This is a genomic window from Paraburkholderia aromaticivorans (assembly GCF_012689525.1).
Lineage (GTDB): Bacteria > Pseudomonadota > Gammaproteobacteria > Burkholderiales > Burkholderiaceae > Paraburkholderia > Paraburkholderia aromaticivorans_A.
In genome coordinates this window covers 1,633,378-1,649,597 of record NZ_CP051514.1, presented here as the reverse complement: position 1 = coordinate 1,649,597, position 16,220 = coordinate 1,633,378, and the positions used below count along the sequence as shown (strand labels likewise).

Annotated in this window: 16 protein-coding genes and 5 pseudogenes; 10 read left to right on the top strand and 11 right to left on the bottom strand. The window is 60.0% G+C overall.

Annotated features, from left to right (window positions below; all coding sequences use genetic code 11):
* Positions 1-370 precede the first annotated feature (370 nt).
* Genes tnpC through tnpA form a run of 3 tightly spaced genes read right to left on the bottom strand, consistent with a single transcriptional unit; the run spans position 371 to position 2,724 of the window.
* Positions 371-1,957 (bottom strand): IS66 family transposase, encoded by a 1,587-nt coding sequence (gene tnpC, locus HF916_RS07815; protein ID WP_168788395.1) that lies wholly within the window; start codon positions 1,955-1,957, stop codon positions 371-373.
* Positions 1,958-1,987: 30 nt separating this feature from the next.
* Positions 1,988-2,278 carry an IS66 family insertion sequence element accessory protein TnpB gene (gene tnpB, locus HF916_RS07810; protein WP_168788394.1) on the bottom strand — a complete coding sequence of 97 codons (291 nt, stop codon included), beginning with the start codon at positions 2,276-2,278 and terminating at the stop codon, positions 1,988-1,990.
* A gap of 5 nt (positions 2,279-2,283) precedes the next feature.
* The gene (gene tnpA, locus HF916_RS07805; RefSeq protein ID WP_168788393.1) at positions 2,284-2,724 is read right to left on the bottom strand and encodes an IS66-like element accessory protein TnpA; all 441 of its coding nucleotides are present in this window, start codon (positions 2,722-2,724) and stop codon (positions 2,284-2,286) included.
* A gap of 112 nt (positions 2,725-2,836) precedes the next feature.
* On the opposite strand from tnpA, the pseudogene HF916_RS51985 reads away from it, so the two are divergent.
* The 3 genes and pseudogenes from HF916_RS51985 to HF916_RS07795 form a co-directional block, all read left to right on the top strand.
* Positions 2,837-2,977, top strand: a pseudogene (locus HF916_RS51985) (hypothetical protein); the annotation flags it as partial.
* 115 nt (positions 2,978-3,092) lie between these two features.
* Positions 3,093-3,938 (top strand): PAS domain-containing protein, encoded by an 846-nt coding sequence (locus HF916_RS07800; protein ID WP_168788392.1) that lies wholly within the window; start codon positions 3,093-3,095, stop codon positions 3,936-3,938.
* Positions 3,896-4,495 (top strand): response regulator transcription factor, encoded by a 600-nt coding sequence (locus HF916_RS07795; RefSeq protein WP_240975182.1) that lies wholly within the window; start codon positions 3,896-3,898, stop codon positions 4,493-4,495. Before HF916_RS07800 ends, HF916_RS07795 begins: the two co-directional genes overlap by 43 nt.
* Positions 4,496-4,587: 92 nt before the next feature.
* Here HF916_RS07795 and HF916_RS07790 read toward each other — a convergent pair.
* From HF916_RS07790 to HF916_RS07775, 4 genes and pseudogenes are all read right to left on the bottom strand, one after another.
* Positions 4,588-4,779 (bottom strand): annotated as a pseudogene (locus HF916_RS07790) (IS6 family transposase); the annotation flags it as partial.
* A 74-nt stretch (positions 4,780-4,853) separates the two neighbouring features.
* Positions 4,854-5,327: a hypothetical protein gene (locus tag HF916_RS07785; protein WP_168788391.1), complete on the bottom strand. Its 474-nt coding sequence runs from the start codon at positions 5,325-5,327 to the stop codon at positions 4,854-4,856.
* Between the two features lie 515 nt (positions 5,328-5,842).
* Positions 5,843-6,895: an alpha/beta fold hydrolase gene (locus HF916_RS07780; RefSeq protein ID WP_168788390.1), complete on the bottom strand. Its 1,053-nt coding sequence runs from the start codon at positions 6,893-6,895 to the stop codon at positions 5,843-5,845.
* Between the two features lie 102 nt (positions 6,896-6,997).
* Positions 6,998-8,305 (bottom strand): epoxide hydrolase, encoded by a 1,308-nt coding sequence (locus HF916_RS07775; protein ID WP_168788389.1) that lies wholly within the window; start codon positions 8,303-8,305, stop codon positions 6,998-7,000.
* A 203-nt stretch (positions 8,306-8,508) separates the two neighbouring features.
* Between HF916_RS07775 and HF916_RS07770 the strand changes: the two genes are divergently transcribed.
* Positions 8,509-9,459, top strand: coding sequence for a GlxA family transcriptional regulator (locus HF916_RS07770; protein WP_168788388.1), 951 nt, complete (start codon positions 8,509-8,511; stop codon positions 9,457-9,459).
* A 229-nt stretch (positions 9,460-9,688) separates the two neighbouring features.
* Here the strand turns inward: HF916_RS07770 and HF916_RS07765 are convergent, their stop codons facing one another.
* From HF916_RS07765 to HF916_RS07755, 3 genes are all read right to left on the bottom strand, one after another.
* The gene (locus HF916_RS07765; protein ID WP_168788387.1) at positions 9,689-10,117 is read right to left on the bottom strand and encodes a nuclear transport factor 2 family protein; all 429 of its coding nucleotides are present in this window, start codon (positions 10,115-10,117) and stop codon (positions 9,689-9,691) included.
* 133 nt (positions 10,118-10,250) lie between these two features.
* Positions 10,251-10,793 carry a MarR family winged helix-turn-helix transcriptional regulator gene (locus HF916_RS07760; protein WP_240975181.1) on the bottom strand — a complete coding sequence of 181 codons (543 nt, stop codon included), beginning with the start codon at positions 10,791-10,793 and terminating at the stop codon, positions 10,251-10,253.
* Positions 10,780-11,598 carry an alpha/beta fold hydrolase gene (locus HF916_RS07755; protein WP_240975421.1) on the bottom strand — a complete coding sequence of 273 codons (819 nt, stop codon included), beginning with the start codon at positions 11,596-11,598 and terminating at the stop codon, positions 10,780-10,782. The genes HF916_RS07760 and HF916_RS07755 overlap by 14 nt, the downstream gene beginning before the upstream one ends.
* A 105-nt stretch (positions 11,599-11,703) precedes the next feature.
* Between HF916_RS07755 and HF916_RS07750 the strand changes: the two genes are divergently transcribed.
* From HF916_RS07750 to HF916_RS50685, 6 genes and pseudogenes are all read left to right on the top strand, one after another.
* Positions 11,704-12,627 carry an alpha/beta hydrolase gene (locus tag HF916_RS07750; RefSeq protein WP_168788385.1) on the top strand — a complete coding sequence of 308 codons (924 nt, stop codon included), beginning with the start codon at positions 11,704-11,706 and terminating at the stop codon, positions 12,625-12,627.
* 43 nt (positions 12,628-12,670) lie between these two features.
* A complete protein-coding gene (locus tag HF916_RS07745) occupies positions 12,671-13,072 on the top strand; it encodes a tautomerase family protein (protein ID WP_168788384.1) in 402 nt (133 codons plus the stop codon).
* Between the two features lie 322 nt (positions 13,073-13,394).
* Complete coding sequence (locus tag HF916_RS49850) at positions 13,395-14,027, top strand: hypothetical protein (protein ID WP_206001711.1); 633 nt, start codon at positions 13,395-13,397, stop codon at positions 14,025-14,027.
* Positions 14,024-14,149 (top strand): annotated as a pseudogene (locus HF916_RS07735) (NAD(P)(+) transhydrogenase (Re/Si-specific) subunit alpha); the annotation flags it as partial. The gene HF916_RS49850 and the pseudogene HF916_RS07735, both read left to right, overlap by 4 nt.
* 80 nt (positions 14,150-14,229) lie before the next feature.
* Positions 14,230-14,871: pseudogene (locus tag HF916_RS07730) on the top strand (IS110 family transposase); the annotation flags it as partial.
* A 50-nt stretch (positions 14,872-14,921) separates the two neighbouring features.
* A pseudogene (locus HF916_RS50685) lies at positions 14,922-15,050 on the top strand (EamA/RhaT family transporter); the annotation flags it as partial.
* A gap of 81 nt (positions 15,051-15,131) precedes the next feature.
* Here the strand turns inward: HF916_RS50685 and HF916_RS07725 are convergent.
* Positions 15,132-16,073 (bottom strand): GlxA family transcriptional regulator, encoded by a 942-nt coding sequence (locus HF916_RS07725; protein ID WP_168788383.1) that lies wholly within the window; start codon positions 16,071-16,073, stop codon positions 15,132-15,134.
* Positions 16,074-16,220: the final 147 nt, after the last annotated feature.

Here is a 16,220-nt window from a genome sequence, read left to right as displayed (position 1 = left end):
CCCAGCAGTGTCACTACCGGCGCCGCGGCTGCGTACCTCCTGCTTTGTTTTATCTACGGCTGTAGTACTAAGGCCAACATGGCCGATCCGTGCGCGCTTGGTGACCGGAATCCGCCCTCGGCAACGCAGCCACGCAACCAGACGAGCCCGGGCCTCAGTTGCTGCGGATCACGCCAGTACAGGCCAAAGATAGTGGAGCGCCAGATACGACAGCAGGCCGCCCAGGAGAAGTTTTAGCGCCTTCTGCGGGACATGGCGCTGACAGGCGGCGCCTGCGTACATACCGTAAGCGTCGCGTGAGGGCCGTTGAGAATTCTCTGGACAAGCGTCGAAGAACGCGGCAGGCGCATCGTGCCGCTGCCAGAAGGGATCAAAGCGAGGCAGGTGTAGATGGGCGGAGATGCTTTGCGACGTTCCAGGGCAATAGTTCGTCGATGCGATTGGCCTGGTGATCCGCAATGTGCGTGAGCACGAATTCCAGGTAGGCGCGTGGATTGATGTTGTTCAATTTGCACGAGCCGATCAGGCTATACATTGCGGCGGCTCGCTCACCACCGCTGTCGGAGCCCGCGAACATAAAATTGCGCCGTCCAAGGGCCACACAGCGCAAGGCATTTTCGGCGAGCACGTTGCTGATCTCGACGCGGCCGTCGTCACAGAACAGCGTGAGTCCATCCCAGCGATTCAGAGCGTAGTTAATCGCTTCGACCAATGGAGCCTTCGGCCAAAGCGTCGCTCGTTTCTCCCTCATCGACATCTCGAGGACCCCGAGCAACGGGTTGCTCTTTTCTTGCCTGACGCGTCGCCGCTCGTCGGGTGGTTTGCCGCGGATAGCAGCCTCGATTTCGTAGAGATCGCCGATCATGTCGAGCCATTGCTTCGTGGTTCCCGACGGGGCTGTCTCATGGACGTTGAAGACGTATCGGCGCGCGTGATCCCAGCAAGATGCCAGGCGAACCTTGCCGCTTTCGGTCAGCTCGTTGAAGCCGGCATAGCCGTCCGCCTGAAGGACGCCTTCGAATCCGGCAAGATGGGTCTGGGGGTGGATGCCTTTGCGGTCCGGCGAGTACGCGAACCAGACAGCAGCGGGTTCGCTCGAACCAGAGCGTCGATCATCGCGCACGTAGACCCACAACCGGCCCGTTTTGGTTTTCTTGTTGCCGGGCGCGAGCACCGGGATCGGCGTGTCGTCCGCGTGGAGCTTCGCAGCCGACATCGTGTAACGACGCAGCGCTTCAGTCAGCAACCGGCAGAGTTCTTCGCATTGCCCGACCCAGCGCGCCATGGTGGCCCGATCGAGACGGACGCCGTCGCGCGCCGCGATCTCGGATTGCCGATACAGCGGTGTATGGTTCGCATATTTCGAAACGATGATCTCGGCCAGCAAGCTCGGATGCGCGATGCTGCGCTCGATTGGCAGCCCCGGCATGGGACGTTGCCCTATATGGCCGCAACTGGAGCAGATCCGTTTGCGGCGGATCGTGCGGATGACCTTGAACATTGCTGTGACGCGCGCGAGTTGTTCGGATACATCCTCGCCGAGCAAGTCCATGGCGTTGTCGCATTTTGGGCAGATGGAGTCGGGCTCGAGCACGCGTTCTTCGCGTGGCAGATGGGGCGGCAGGGCTTCCTTTGCGGATGCCGCAGACGCGCCTGAACTTGATGCACGAGCGCGCGCACGGCGAACATCGGCAACGCCGCTGCCCGCTGCCAGATCCTCAAGTTGGGTTTCGAGCCGATCGATCTGTCGGTCTACCTGCTCGGATTTACGACCGAAGTGCATGCGCCTGAGCTTGTCGATCTGTGCCTTCAGGCGCTCAAGTTCCTGGTCCCGCTCAACAATCTCCCGGTCGCGTTCGGCGATCTCCTGGCGCATCTTTGCCATCGATGCCTGCTGCTCGAGCACCAGGGCGTGGAGCTCGGCAACGGTTTGCGGAAGCGGCGCATGGTCAGGCATGCGCTGCAGTTTACGAGCCTTCGATGCGGTTTACAACATCGACAATGCGGCCGTACGACGGGGTTGTCGCCAATCGATGCCTTCCAGCAACATCGACAGCTGCGCAGACGTCAGATAGATCTTGCCTCCATCAGCCTGTGGCCAGACAAACCGTCCGCGCGAAAGCCGCTTCGCGAGAAGCCATAGTCCGTCATCGGTTGCCCACAGAATTTTTACGAGATCTCCGCGACGCCCTCGAAAAATGAACACGTCGCCGCCGAGCGGATTCTCTTCGAGTGCCGTTTGCACCTTCGCGGCAAGAGCCGGAAAGCCGCTACGCATGTCGGTTACGCCCGCCGCGATCCACACGCGCGTACCCGTTGGCAGGCCGATGACGATCGCACACTCTTGAGCACCGTACGCAGCGTTTCGGCGTCAACTGCGCCATCGACCTTGACCACCGCCCGGCCAATTCGAACTTCAATCGTGCCGATGGTCCTGGTTGGCTTCACCGTCTCCGGTTCGACCGAAGATGTAGGCGTGATGGCGACCGGCACGTCGCTCACGACCATCACCGGAACAAGCTCGGTCGTCTCGGCAGCTTGCTCCGCACGGTAACGCCGCCGCCACTTGAACAACATGTTCGCGTTGATGCCATGTTCCCGGGCGAGTTTCGAAACCGAGACGCCTGGTTCACATGCAGCCGCGGCCAGGCGACGTCGAAACTCTGGGCTATGGTTCGGGCTGCCTTTACGTGTTCCCGACGCTGGCTTCTCTTCTGATCCCAAAATGGTTCCCGCTACTCAAAATGGTGGGAACCACTTTGGCGTCTCCGATTGCACAGATCAAGACGGCCGCGCCGCGACGCTTACTTCAAGGCTGAGGTGATCAGTATCGGATATAGCATCAGAGACCCGCTGGTCGCGGGAATGGCGCGAGCAGAGCCTGGCAAATGGGCGACGGGCTTGCTGGGCGGCGCCGATCCTGTCACGTGCCCAGGAAGCGTTGGGCAGTTTCGCCCTTTATTCGCCAACACCCGGAAATCCCACCCAGTTCCAACGTGATCTGATGGCTGAGTTCGCGCACATCGTGAGCGTGGCGATGGAACGCGCAAAAATCGATCTGGCCTTGCAGAAGCGAGGAAAGCTTTCGCGCGATGGTGGAAGCGACACCCGAATGCGTGAAGGTCATCACACGAGACGGTACGCTGCTGCGTGTCAACTCGGCAGGAAGCAATCTGGCGGGAGCGCCGGGTCCAGCCGCGCTCGTCGGGAAATGCTTCTACGATTTCGTCGCCGTCGAACATCGCGACCAGTACGTGGAATTCAATCAGAATATCTGTTCGGGCAAGACGGGTTTTCTGGAATTCGACGTTATCACGTTGCACGGTGAGCGGCGCCACATGGAAACGCACGCAACGCCGTTGCAGGGCAGCGACGGATCGATCGTGCAATTGGGGGTGACGCGCGACATCACGGCACGCAAGCAGGCCGCAGAGCAGTTATGGAAAAGCGCAGCGTTGATGGCCAAAGTCGAGCAACTCAGTTTGAGCGGAAGCTTTTGCTGGCGTCCGTCGAGCGGCGGGATCACCTGTTCGGAGCAACTCAATCGAATCTATGGGATCGAGCCTGGGGTGCGGATAACGATGGATATCGTCACGGCGCGAGTTCACCCGGGCGACAGTCATATCGTCGATAACGCGCTGGAGCAGGCGCGCGATGGCAAGGATCTGGAGTGCGATTGCCGCCTTCTCCTGCCCGATGGCACGGTTAAATACGTGCGCATGCAGGCGCATGCGACGTTTGGTTCACAAGCCCAACCGGACTACATTGGCGCGGTGCAGGATGTGACTGAGCGTAGGCAGTCCGAGGAGGCGCTGTATGGATTGCGCGCAGAACTGGCCCACGGAAGCCGCGTCAACGGCTTGGGTGCGCTGTCTGCGTCGACGACGACGTTTCGGTGTGTGAATCGCTGCAAGCCATCATTCACTACGCTGGTTTAACGGCGGAAACGTATGCTTCCGCGCGGGACTTTCTCAGGCGCCCTCGGGCGACGGTTCCGAATTGCCTGGTGCTGGACGTCCAACTGCCGGATATTGGCGGTCTTGAGTTGCAGAGCCACATCGCATCCCAGCGCAAGGAAATGCCGATCATTTTCATCACAGGCTATGGGGACGTACCGATGACGGTGCAAGCCATGAAGGCTGGAGCGATTGAATTTTTCACCAAACCATTCGATGACGAGATCCTGCTCGGCGCCATCCGGTCGGCCATCGAGCGCGGCCGTGTGGCATTGAGCGACGCGGCGAGGATGAAGGTGCTGGAGGGTCGTTACGCCTCACTCAGTCGGCGCGAACGCGAGGTCATGACGCTGGTGGTGTCGGGCCTGCTGAATAAGCAGGTGGGCATTGAGTTGGGCATCAGCGAAATCACGGTGAAGGCGCACCGCGGACAGGTGATGCGAAAGATGAGCGCACTGACGCTCGCCGACCTGATAAACATGGCGCAGAAGCTTCAACTGGGCCGTGCGCCCGGTATAGCGCTGGAAATAGCTGCATGAAGGCGCAGCGATTCGTACGCACTGATCGCCGGGCCACTTCAAACGCCCCAAACTCAACCTGGCTCCTAAGATCCCATAAGCGCAGTGACGAACTCCGGCGTAAAGCGCTTCACCCAACGCATAATCGTAGTGTGCACCAGCGACAAACCGCGCTCGGCCATCATATCGACCAGATCGCGCAGGCTGAGCGTGTAGCGAAGGTACCAGCGCACGCACAGAATGATGATCTCTCGATCAAAATGGCGTCCGCCGAACAACTCCTCCAGACTCTTCAGCTTGATCATCGCCGTACATCAGTTCGTTTCGTTCCGACAACTTTAACCGATTCGCCGATCCCATTTGCACATCAGAGCCAAGATTATCTGGAACACACGCATTCCCCTTTCGGCGCGCCGTTTCGGGCTTCGATAGCCTTGATGCTGTTTGCTAATGCCGTTTCGAGAACCCGCTTGCCGATGGTTCCGAGCACAAACCCGAGCGCCCGTCCCCTGATGTTCTTTCCTTCGCGGACCACGGTCGCGTCCAGCATGGTCGTCCCATCGGCCAGTCGCGTAAAGGTGTAGGTGTGACCCGACCGGCCTCCCCATACGTTGGAGTCAGTCGTCTTCATGACGACGCAATCAGAGTCAGACCAATCGTAATACAGACGTTCCCAGATACCGCCCGAGCCCTCTGTGACGTCGGCCCTGGAGCGGCCACGCTGATGAACGACGAGGTATTCGTCGGCGCTATTGCCAAAGAGCGTCGAGCGACCAGGCCCAAAGTCCGTAAGGCCGGCGATAAACTGCTCGGGCGTCAAAATGGTCTTGTAGCGAAAGTGGATCGTTGACATGATGAGTTTGGTCGTCTGGGTGATTAAACAGCGAGCCGATGTGTTCGGCGTATCTACGGGTATAACTGTCGAAGCCACGTGGGCGGGAGTCGAGGTGTCGTGGGCTCGCTGGCGTCTAACGACCTCAGCGAGCCCGCGTGAATCCGGGCGGCGCTAATGGTCGCTGGCACGGCGATGCTAACGGCGACCAGAACGGAGGCAGTCCCAAGCTTAGGTATCCTTGCAGGTCCAGCACCATCACGGCTAGCGGAAATGTCAAACACACCACACTTGCGGTCATCGCCCAGAAGATGCGCTGTGCCCCTGAGCTGCAAAGTGAAGTCCGAAAATTGCGCCAATCACCGCCTGAAACCACGGTCCCTGTGTCGTCGCGATGATATGTACCCGCGTAGACGGCAGACGCAGTTAAAATCGCTGGCGGCCCGTGCGGGACAGATTCAGTGAAATGACTGCCATTACCGCTGCTGATCGCAAAATCGCATGGGTTTTGCTCTTGCGACTCGGCACGTGAACACCTAATAGCTTGCAACTTCGATCACTGCGTCCGCAAAGGCTTTGGGGGCTTCCTGCGGCAGATTGTGACCGACCCCACCCGCGATGTTGCGGTGCAGATATTTACCGACGAATTTCTTCGCATAGCTTTCAGGTTCCGGATGGGGCGCGCCGTTCGCGTCGCCTTCGAGGGTGATCGTGGGCACGGTAATGACCGGCGCGGCGGCGAGACGCGCTTCCAGCGGGTCGTATTGCGGCTCTCCGTGCGCGAGATTCAACCGCCAGCGGTAGTTGTCGATCACGATCGCAACGTGATCGGGGTTCTGGAAGGCGCTTGCGGATCGGTCGAATGTCGCATCGTCGAAGTCCCATTTGGGTGACGCAAGTTGCCAGATAAGCTTCGCGAAGTCATGGCGCTTCGCTTCATAGCCCTGCCTGCCGCGCTCCGTCGCGAAATAGAACTGATACCACCATGCGAGCTCCGCTTTCGGCGACAGGGGCGCCTTGCTGGCCGCCTGGCTGCCGATCAGATAGCCGCTCACCGAGACCAATGCCTTGCAGCGCTCCGGCCACAACGCTGCGACGACGTTGGCCGTGCGCGCGCCCCAGTCGAAACCTCCGATAGTCGCACTCGGAATCGTCAGTGCATCCATCAGCGCGATGGTGTCGGCGGCGAGCACCGATTGCTGGCCATTGCGGACCGTATCGCTGGATAGAAACCGCGTTGTCCCATAGCCGCGCAGGTGAGGAATGATCACGCGATATCCCGCCGACGCCAGCCTTGGCGCGACATCGACAAAGCTGTGGATGTCGTAAGGCCAGCCATGGAGCAGGATCACGACGGGGCCGCTAGCTGGTCCGGCTTCGGCATAACCGACGTTTAGCACGCCGGCCTTGATCTGTTTGATTGCACCAAACGATCCATTCGAGGTCGCCGGGTTCCGGCTCAAAGCAGGTCCGCCGGATTGACCAGACTGCGCACGCGCCAGCCCGCTCAACCCAAGTTCCATTGCGCCTGCGCTGACAGCTGCAGCGCCGAGAATGCGTCGACGACGGGCGTTGATCTCATTCGACACCAGTTACTCTCCTGATAATTGAAGCATCTGCATGAGGCCGGATGGAACGGCAATAGCGACAACCTGCCGTCCCGCGAGACGAAATGGAAATCATCTCGTCTGTCAACGCAAAGTCTTGAAGGCAGCCCTGATCTCTTCCGAGAAGAGTTGCGGTTGTTCCCAAGCCGCAAAGTGCCCGCCCTTGTTCACTTCGTTGAAGTAGATCAGCTTGTGATAGCTGCGTTCGGTCCAGCTACGCGGCGCCTGGTAAATCTCGCCGGGGAACACTGTCACCGCCGCGGGAATCGAGATGTCGACGGCGTTGAAGTTGTTTGCATTGTTTTCCCAGTAGAGTTGCGCGGCGGATGTCGAAGTGTTGGTCAGCCAGTACAGCGTGATGTCGTCGAGCATCTCGTCCTTTGTGAGCGAGCGTTCGGGATCGCCCCCGCTGTAGGTCCAATCGGCAAATTTGTCGTACATCCACGCGGCCTGCCCAACGGGTGAATCCGCCAGTGCATAGCCCACCGTTTGCGGCCGGGTGACCATCATCGAGGCGTAGCCGCCGCCGCGCGTATAGAGATTGTCGAGCGACCTGTACGCGGCCTTTTCCTTGTCGGAGAGTCCTGCTGGCGGCGGATCGCCTGCTTTCAGCGCCTTCGCGATGTCGGGCGGCACGGTCGCCGGCATATTCACGTGAATGCCCAGCAGGCCGGGCGGCTTCTGCGCTGCCATCTTGTCGGCAATCACCGCGCCCCAGTCGCCGCCTTGCGCGACATAGTGCTGGTAACCGAGTCGCCTCATCAGTTCGTCCCACGCTCGTGCGATGTGGTCCGGCGTCCATCCCGTTTCCTTGGGCTTGCCGGAGAAACCGTAGCCGGGCATCGACGGCAACACGAGGTCGAACGAATCTTCCGCCCGGCCGCCGTATGCCACGGGATCGGTGAGCGGTCCGATCACTTTCAGTTCCTCGAACACCGAACCCGGCCAGCCGTGCGTCATCAAAAGCGGCAGCGCGTCCGGATTGCGCGAGCGCACCCAGATGAAATGGATATCGACTCCATCGATCGTCGTCACGTATTGCGGTAAGGCATTGAGTTTTGCCTCCGCCTTGCGCCAGTCGTAACGCGTGCCCCAGTACTGAACCAGTTGCTTGAGCTTGTCGCGTTGCGCGCCTTGCGAGCGGTCGTTCACGGTTTCCATGTCGGGCCAGCGGGTCGCCGCGATGCGCTTACGCAGATCGGCAAGCTGGGCATCTGTGAAATGGGCGTGGAATGGGCGAATCGCCGTGTCGCCGGTCGATGCGGAGGCGTCCGGAGCGTTGGCGGCGAGCACGGGCCCGACAAAAGCAGCTGCGGTGAAAAGGGCCAGGCCGAACACAGGCGCCTTGAATGCGCGAAATGAAAGTGGTCGTGTCGATGATGCTGAAAACATAGTTCCGTATGCCTAATTAAAGTACAGCGATCAATTGGATAGCGGCAGGTGTCGCGAGATCATGTCGCAACGGTTGCACCACGCGCGCAGCGCATCTGCGTTACGCCATTCGTGTTGCTTGCTGTTATTTATACGGTCAATTGTCGGTGTCTCAAAGGACGTTTAAACTACGTTTTCGGGACGGTCTTGATTCGGGAGGCGCCTTGCCGACAGTCGCATTCGTGATGTTCGACGGCTTTTATTCGATGGCGCTCGCCGCGCAACCGGTGTTCGAGTTCACGAACGTGGAGCTCGGGGAATCGTACTATCAGACACTCAACGTTTCGGATGGGGGCGGACCGGTGCGAGCTTCTAGCGGTCTGACAGTCTTGACGGAGCCGATCGGCGATCGCATATTCGACACGGTCGTTTTTGTCGGAGGTAATCCGGCCGCTACTGAGCCGCCGGCAGGTGTACTTGCCTACGTGCGACGCAGCGCCGCGACGGCGCGACGTACCGCTTCGATATGCACGGGTGCGTTCGTGCTCGCGGAGGCCGGGTTGCTCGATGGGCGCCGCGCAACTACGCATTGGCACTATGCCCACGATTTGCGTACGCGCTATCCGTCAGTCACCGTGGACGACGATCGGATCTTTATTGTGGATGGGCCCGTCTGGACATCGGCCGGCATGACGGCGGGCATCGATCTTGCACTCGCGTTGGTGGAGAAAGATCTTGGCGCGAAGGTTGCGCGCGCGGTTGCGCGGAACCTCGTTGTCTATCATTGGCGCTCGGGCGGGCAATCGCAGCACTCGGCACTGCTTGAACTCGAGCCGAAATCGGACCGCATACAGTCCGCCCTAACATACGCGAAGCAGAAACTTGCGGAGCCGCTTTCGGTCGAGCAATTGGCTGACGTCGCGCGGTTGAGTCCGCGTCAGTTTAGCCGCGCGTTCCGCGCGGAAACTGGACAGTCGCCGGCAAAAGCCGTTGAGCGCCTACGGCTTGAAGCAGCGCGCCTGATGCTGGAGGAAAGCCGACACACGATCGACCATATCGCCGGTGTGACCGGGTTCTCCGATCCGCGGCGAATGCGCGAGGCGTTCGTGCGGATCTTCGGGCAACCGCCGCAAGCGTTTCGTCGCAACGCGAGGGTCGTTACAGGCGGGACCTGAAGGCGTCAGCTGCTCGCATCGGATTAAACGGCCGCCTGATCGGCTATAGCGTCGGGCCGTCCTCGATGGTGCCACGAGGCATCCATACTTTCGAGATTTCGCATACGTCTCTCCATGGACGCGTCGCCGGTTCGATGCGCGGCACGCGCGACCGGTCCGGACGGAATCTCCGGGCCGCCGCCGGACTTCGACTAATCAACGCATAACCCGCCGCGGCCACGAAACGGACTTACCCGACGATCAATTTCGGGTAGCGCTTTGGCGCCCTGTCTTCCAGAATATCGCGTCCTCGCGCGGTATCGGCGTAGAGGCGTCCGTGAACGATCCGGCCATCTCGGATCTTGAACAAAAACAGATGTTCGTTCTCCATCAAATAACCGTTGAGCGCTTTTGCCCGCGTAATGACAGGAACGATGATGTAATCGTCCGCTTCAAGCACCGCTCTGGCGTCGTAAGTGAAGGATTCCCACTTTTGATAAACGTGCTGCCAGAATGCAAGAAATTCCTGTTTTCCCTCATAGATTCCGCCATAGGGCAATGAGTCTGAGAACTCGAAGACGACATCGTCGTCAAGTAATTCAATGAGGTCGGTTTTGTCGTTGCGCTCGAATCCGGTGAACGCTTTCCGGCATGCCTCGACAATATGGGGGTGCTTCATAGGTGTCTCCTTTTTCCATTCAAGGTGATGTAAGTCATATATGCATGTGCACATGAAGCGGCGGTGCGTCGATGTCTGATGCGCTGCCGAATAGGCGGCATGCGCCGCCAACTCCTATTCGCTTGGCGGACATCTAGTCTTTAGATGTAGCGACTTCGCCGTCAGACCAAGGTCTGAATCCGGTGTTCAGCACATTACGCAAGGAGTTGCGCAACGCGACTGCACGCTTCTCGCCGTACTGGCGTTCAAATTCTTGCTGGACCGCTTGCCAGAACGGAAGCGCCGTGCGATAGCGCACAACGCCTTCGTTTGTGATCGTGACCATCTTCACGCGGCGATCCTGTCCAGGGACCATGTCGACTAGCCCGTCCCGCTCGAGCGGTTTCAGGTTCGAAGAAAGCGTCGTGCGATCCATCGCCATGGCGGCGGCCACGTCGCCCATCGTGAGCGGTCCATCTTTGGCGAGCTTGTGGAGAATCGAGAACTGCGTGGCGCGCAGATCCGCTGGGGCGAGAGCCTGGTCATAGGCCGCTGTCAGATACCTCGACGCCTTGCGTGCGGCAAGACAATTGCAACGCCCATCGATCTCTTCCAACAGTTCTTTTTGGATTGCCATGTCGTATTTGCTAAGTTTTCGTCGAACTCGAGAATATACGCCTCGATCAGCGGCTTTCATCGGAGGCACTGACGCGATCTCGCGGTGACGCGCGCACGGTGTTAGCCGGCTTGAGGGGCGCCAACCCGAGATGCCGCGCGATGAGTCGCGCCGTTTGCGCAGGTTGCTCAAGATGCGGCCAGTGACCGGAGTGAGCGACGATGCGAAGACTCGCGGCTGGGAAGCGCTCGCGGCATTCGTCGGCGATCTGCTCGATCGGGATCACAGGGTCGCCTTGGGCGCCGATAACCATGGTCGGGCCACGGAACGCGCACGGTTCATTGCCACGCGGATCGCCGAGCGTGAAGGCGTCGTAATACTGGCGAACGGTGGCCTTGTTCATCAATACGTGGGGCGCCGTCAACGAATTAAGTTGATCGCCGTTCAGATGGGTCGAGAATGAAACGCGAATCTCGCGTTGGACGGCGGGAAGGTCGCCGCTCTCTCGCAGCAGATCGCGCACTTCAACCGGCAACATGTTTCCGCGCAAAGGTGTAGGCGTGATCAGCGTCAACGAAGCGACTTGCGCGGCGCGCTCACTGGCGACGAGCTCCGCGATCTGCGCGCCCATGCTGTGTCCGACCAGCGCCACCCGCGACAGCCGCATGTCGTCGAAGACTTGCACGATATCTACGACCGCTTGCATCAGAGTGCATGCGTCGTCTTCATTGCGACGATGCCCTGCGCCGCGAAGATCTCGCGCGATCACAGGTACCGAAGAGGGCGCAAGTACCTCGATCAGGTCGTTCCAGACCGTGTGATTGTCGAGGAACCCATGAATGAAGATGAGCGCGTCGTACTGCGGCTGATCCGCATCATTCGTCATATTGCATACAGTTGTCATGGTCGTCTCCTCGACAAAGGTGCTTGTCAAACATTGGTCCAAGTCATAATATGCGCATATCAACGTATTGTAAAGAAGGAGTGCAGCATGGTCAGCAGGACTGAAGTAGAGTTCGCGGGAGAAGGCGGCGTCACATTGCGTGGCTGGCTGTTTGCGCCCGCCACGACGGAGCATTGCGCAGCGATATCGATGTGCCACGGATTCGCCGCTGTCAAGGAACATGGCCTTGAACGTTTCGCGACTGCTTTTGCGGATGCCGGCTTTTTTGTCCTCGTTCACGACCATCGAAATTTTGGATCCAGCGACGGCACACCGCGCCAGGACATCGATCCGTGGGCGCAGATCGCCGATTGGCGCAGAGCCATCAGCTATCTAGAGAGCAGGCCTGAAGTGGACCCCCCGCGCATCGGCATCTGGGGCAGCAGTTTCAGCGGCGGACACGCACTGGTGCTGGCCGCAACGGACCGTCGGGTCAAATGCGTCGTTTCGCAGGTTCCAACCATCAGTGGCTTCGAGCAGGTTCGCCGCCGCGTCGCGCCCGACGTGATGCCCGCCTATCTTGCCACCTTGACAGAGGATCTGCGTGAGCAGCATCGCGGTCACGCGCCGCGCGTTCAGGCCGTCGTCAGCGCAGACGCGGGCGTGCCTGCCGCCTATCGGGCGCCTGAAGCGATCGCCTTCTATTCGCAGCCGCTGGCCGGTGCATCGTGGGAAAACCGTGTCACGCTGCGGTCGTCGTTTGCCGCGAGCATGTACGAGCCAGGCGTATGGATAGGCCGCATTTCGCCGACGCCGCTTCTGATGGTCATTGCGAACGACGATCGCGTCACCATGACCGATCTCGAACTCGAAGCTTTCGAGCGCGCGCTCGAACCCAAACGGCTCGTGTTGATGCCGGGCAATCACTTCGATCCGTACGACGCGGCATTCGATCTATCGAGCGGCGCTGCCGTGGACTGGTTCACGCTGCATCTGGGCGGTGGCGATGCGGCCGGGCGCAAACAGATTTGACGGGCAGGCCTTACTGCAAATTTTAAGTAAATGGAGAACATACATGCCGGTATTTCACGCACACATTCCCAAAGGGCGCTTCACGCGCGAACAGAAGATCGCGATGGGTAACGCACTCAACATGTCGCTGGTTGAAGCGCTGGGCATTCCCAAAGGAGACCGTTTCATCATGATCAGCGAGCACGGTGACGATGAACTGTTCATCGATCCCACGTTCATGGAGATGGAACGAACAAGAAATGCAATGATCGTGACGGTTATGCTAGGCGCGCATCGACCCGCATCCGACAAAACAGCGTTGATGGCGGCCATCACGCGTCTGCTGGAGCAGGACGTCGGCGTGTCGCCCGACGACGTCTTTATCGCGCTCGCGCCAGTGCCGAACGAGAATTTCTCGTTCGGTCGTGGCGTCGCGCAATTGGCCGATGTCGCGCCAAGGTGGTAGTCGGCGCTGACGCGCCTCGGGCCTTCACGCGGGCTTCCCGGGAACGGGCGGGTCTCCGGCGCGGGGGGCGGCGCAGTAACGATGTCAGTGATTGGGCCGTGCCCATCGCGCGTCGGCGCGAACCGCGATGTTCGGCACATGCTCATGCGATTGAGGCGCTTTGTTCGCCTCAAGGCAAGCCTCTCGTCGATGCGTCGGAACTGGCGGCATCGAGCTGATGCGCGAATGGTTGCCGCGGGCGCCGGAGGACAGAAATAATCTCGAAGCAGCTAATCAATGGCACGCGGCGTCGCGCCTATGTTCGGTCGGCTTGCAGGCGCGTGTGCTGATGGGCGCGAGCCATGCGAACGGGCATGTGCTGGGTGGGACATCGCCCGTCGCGGCCGAGGACGTCGCTCGCGTGGTTGCTGAGTTGCTGGCGGACCCGCAGCCCCATGTCGGCAAGACGTATCACTTGACGGACCGCGCTCGGAAAACGTGCATTTCTACGCGCTCGAACACGCGAAAGGCGTTGGGGCGTCTCATCACGTATCAGGACATACCCGTGGAGCCGTGGCGCGAGAAGTTGCTTGAACGCGGCTTGCCGCCGCATGTTGTCAACCATCTGTCGACGATGGCCGATCTGCATCGGGCCGGACGTTACGACAGGAGGTCCGACGATGTCCTTGAACTAACGGGACAGGGCGCGCTCAGTGTGCAGGATTTCGTGAGAAAGAATGCGGCGGCTCTTACAACGTCAAAGCCGAATCCTGAACGAATCGTTCCGCACGCAATGCTCCTCGGCTGGCTCAAGCGCCGTGCACGACGTCGAATCATCCGTAGCAGCGATCGCATGCACTTGTGCCCTGCGCGGCGAGCTGACATCGGCGCGTCGCGCAGCGATGGATCGTTCGGAACTGAACGCTCTGTGCATCGTTGTTCGTCTCCTTTCATCAGAGAATACATCGACAAATGAAAATCGGAATACCAATTGAGACGCGTGCGTATAAGTCGCGTGTCGCCGCTACGCCCGAGATTGTGAGAAAACTCACCGCGCAAGGTCATCAAATGCTGGTGCAACGCGGCTCTGCCGCGAACGCGAGTTACGCTGAGAAGACCTATGTCGCGGCATGCGCAGAGCTAATCGATGCACCGGCGGCATACAGCGCAGGATTTCCGCGTGTGCGAGCGAAGAACCGGTTCTGGTCGCCTATCTGCCCGGTCTGGCGATGCGTCGCATCGCCGATCTGCATGCGGGCGAAACCAAGACCGACGCCCACGGTGAGGCGATCATCTCTGAGCGGGCCGCTATGCCGCACACGCAGCGCTCGCTTCGACTGGCCGACGAGCCGTTCGCGGAACTCACGATGTTGTGCGGTTTCGACGACGATGTTGCTGCACTGATAACGCAGATCAGCAGCCCCATTCGCGGCCTGCTCACTCAGATTAATCCTGCACCGGATCGGATTCTGGGGCCGTCCCTCGACCATCCGCTCGTACCCGATCTGCTTGAGCGGCATCCCTCGGCCGCCGAGCTTGCCGCCAGCGAAAAAACACTCGCCTAACGCCTCACTAACTTGCACCTCGCGTGGGCAAAAGCTTTGCTGCCGAAATTGTTGAAGCGCTCTGCGAGCAGGCTGTGGTCGTACCCGGTACTTAGTCAGCAACCATCGTCACCGCGTCTAGCCCAGCAACTCGCATCTTTGCGCAAGCGAGGCGACGAGGTCACCAGCGAAGTTGAACGACTGGAGCATGCGCACCCTCTTTGGCCGGTCCTGACCAGCATGCCGGGAGTCCGCGTCAGGACCGCCGCAAGCATTGCCCTGATCCGCCTAGCGGTCGTCAAGTGGCCCGCGCATGAGATAACGGTTCGTTCTCCATACCCGTTTATCTCTTGGGCGCCGTGTTTCTGCATGAGCATGCTTGTCTGTGGATGCTCGAAGGCTGCGCCATCGTCCTGGACAGTACGGCGCTCGCCGCCGGTGTCGTCAAGCGCGTTCTGACTTTTTCGCTCTCGCGCACAAAGCCTCCTGCGGTGCCCCCCAACAAGAAAAAACCCCAGTTCGAGGGGCTCGCCTCGCTAGGCAGCTTGCAGCCTGGCAACCCGGCGGATGGTTTGCGGGGGTTGGCCCAGCGTTCTGACGAACGCTCTGCGCATCCTTTCGGTGTCGCCGAAACCGGTCTCCCGGGCGATCACTGTAAGCGAGAGTTCCCCGGCGTCGACGAGGCTTCGGGCGGCATCGACGCGTAGCTTCTCCACCGCCTGCGCAGGGGACTGTCCGGTCTCAATCCTGAAGATTCGGCTCAGTTGTCTTGGGCTCACGTGCGCGACGTCAGCAATGACTTCCACCGAAAGATCTTGGTGAAGGTTGGCCCTGGCGAAAGAAAGCGCCTTCTGTATGCGGTCTGACCTGGGCTGAAGCTCCAGCAGCGCTGAGAACTGGGACTGGCCACTGGTACGCCGGTGGTACACCACCAGCTTCTTCGCCACGGCCTTGGCCACTTCCTCTCCGTGGTCTTCCTCGACCATGGCCAATGCCAGGTCGATGCACGCGGTCATGCCAGCCGAGGTCCACACTCCGCCGTCGTTCGTGAAGATCCGGTCTGGCAGAACCTTCACGGCCGGGTGTTGCCGTTGAAGCTCCTGAGCCGCGGACCAGTGGGTAGTTGCGCGGCGGCCATCGAGGACGCCAGCTTCCGCGAGAATGAAAGCACCGGTGCAGATGCTGCCCACTCGCCTGCAAGCCCGCTCGGCGCGCTGCAGGAACGACCTCATTTTCGGTGTGGAAGTTGGGGCCTTGATAGAGCCGAGGACGAGCAGCGTATCGAACGCCGCATTCCGGAACTTGCGCGAATCCACCGTCGCGCCCGAGTAGCTTGGAACCGGCCCCCCGGCTTCAGACAGCTGGACTTGCCGGTAGGACTCATACCCTAGTTCCTTGTTCGCCAACTCGAACGCGGCAATGACGGCAAGGTCGAGGATCTCGAACCCCGGGAACATCAACAAGGCTACGGTCTTCATATGATGTCCCAAAATGCAGTTGTCGGCGATTCGAGCCAATCGTAGTCCCGCTGCGGAAATAATGCAATTCTTGGACGTATGCTCAGGTGCCGATGTCCCAAAACGCTGGAATTTTGTCTTTTAGGTCATCGCCCAAAGCTTCATCAT

What these genes read in the sequence shown, in the direction of transcription:
- tnpC (WP_168788395.1), bottom strand. Translation starts at nt 1,957, where the DNA reads ATGCCTGACCATGCGCCGCTTCCGCAAACCGTTGCCGAGCTCCACGCC.
- tnpB (WP_168788394.1), bottom strand. Translation starts at nt 2,278, where the DNA reads ATGCGTAGCGGCTTTCCGGCTCTTGCCGCGAAGGTGCAAACGGCACTC.
- HF916_RS07800 (WP_168788392.1), top strand. Translation starts at nt 3,093, where the DNA reads ATGGTGGAAGCGACACCCGAATGCGTGAAGGTCATCACACGAGACGGT.
- HF916_RS07785 (WP_168788391.1), bottom strand. Translation starts at nt 5,327, where the DNA reads ATGTCAACGATCCACTTTCGCTACAAGACCATTTTGACGCCCGAGCAG.
- HF916_RS07775 (WP_168788389.1), bottom strand. Translation starts at nt 8,305, where the DNA reads ATGTTTTCAGCATCATCGACACGACCACTTTCATTTCGCGCATTCAAG.
- HF916_RS07765 (WP_168788387.1), bottom strand. Translation starts at nt 10,117, where the DNA reads ATGAAGCACCCCCATATTGTCGAGGCATGCCGGAAAGCGTTCACCGGA.
- HF916_RS07760 (WP_240975181.1), bottom strand. Translation starts at nt 10,793, where the DNA reads ATGAAAGCCGCTGATCGAGGCGTATATTCTCGAGTTCGACGAAAACTT.
- HF916_RS07755 (WP_240975421.1), bottom strand. Translation starts at nt 11,598, where the DNA reads ATGACGAATGATGCGGATCAGCCGCAGTACGACGCGCTCATCTTCATT.
- HF916_RS07750 (WP_168788385.1), top strand. Translation starts at nt 11,704, where the DNA reads ATGGTCAGCAGGACTGAAGTAGAGTTCGCGGGAGAAGGCGGCGTCACA.
- HF916_RS07745 (WP_168788384.1), top strand. Translation starts at nt 12,671, where the DNA reads ATGCCGGTATTTCACGCACACATTCCCAAAGGGCGCTTCACGCGCGAA.
- HF916_RS07725 (WP_168788383.1), bottom strand. Translation starts at nt 16,073, where the DNA reads ATGAAGACCGTAGCCTTGTTGATGTTCCCGGGGTTCGAGATCCTCGAC.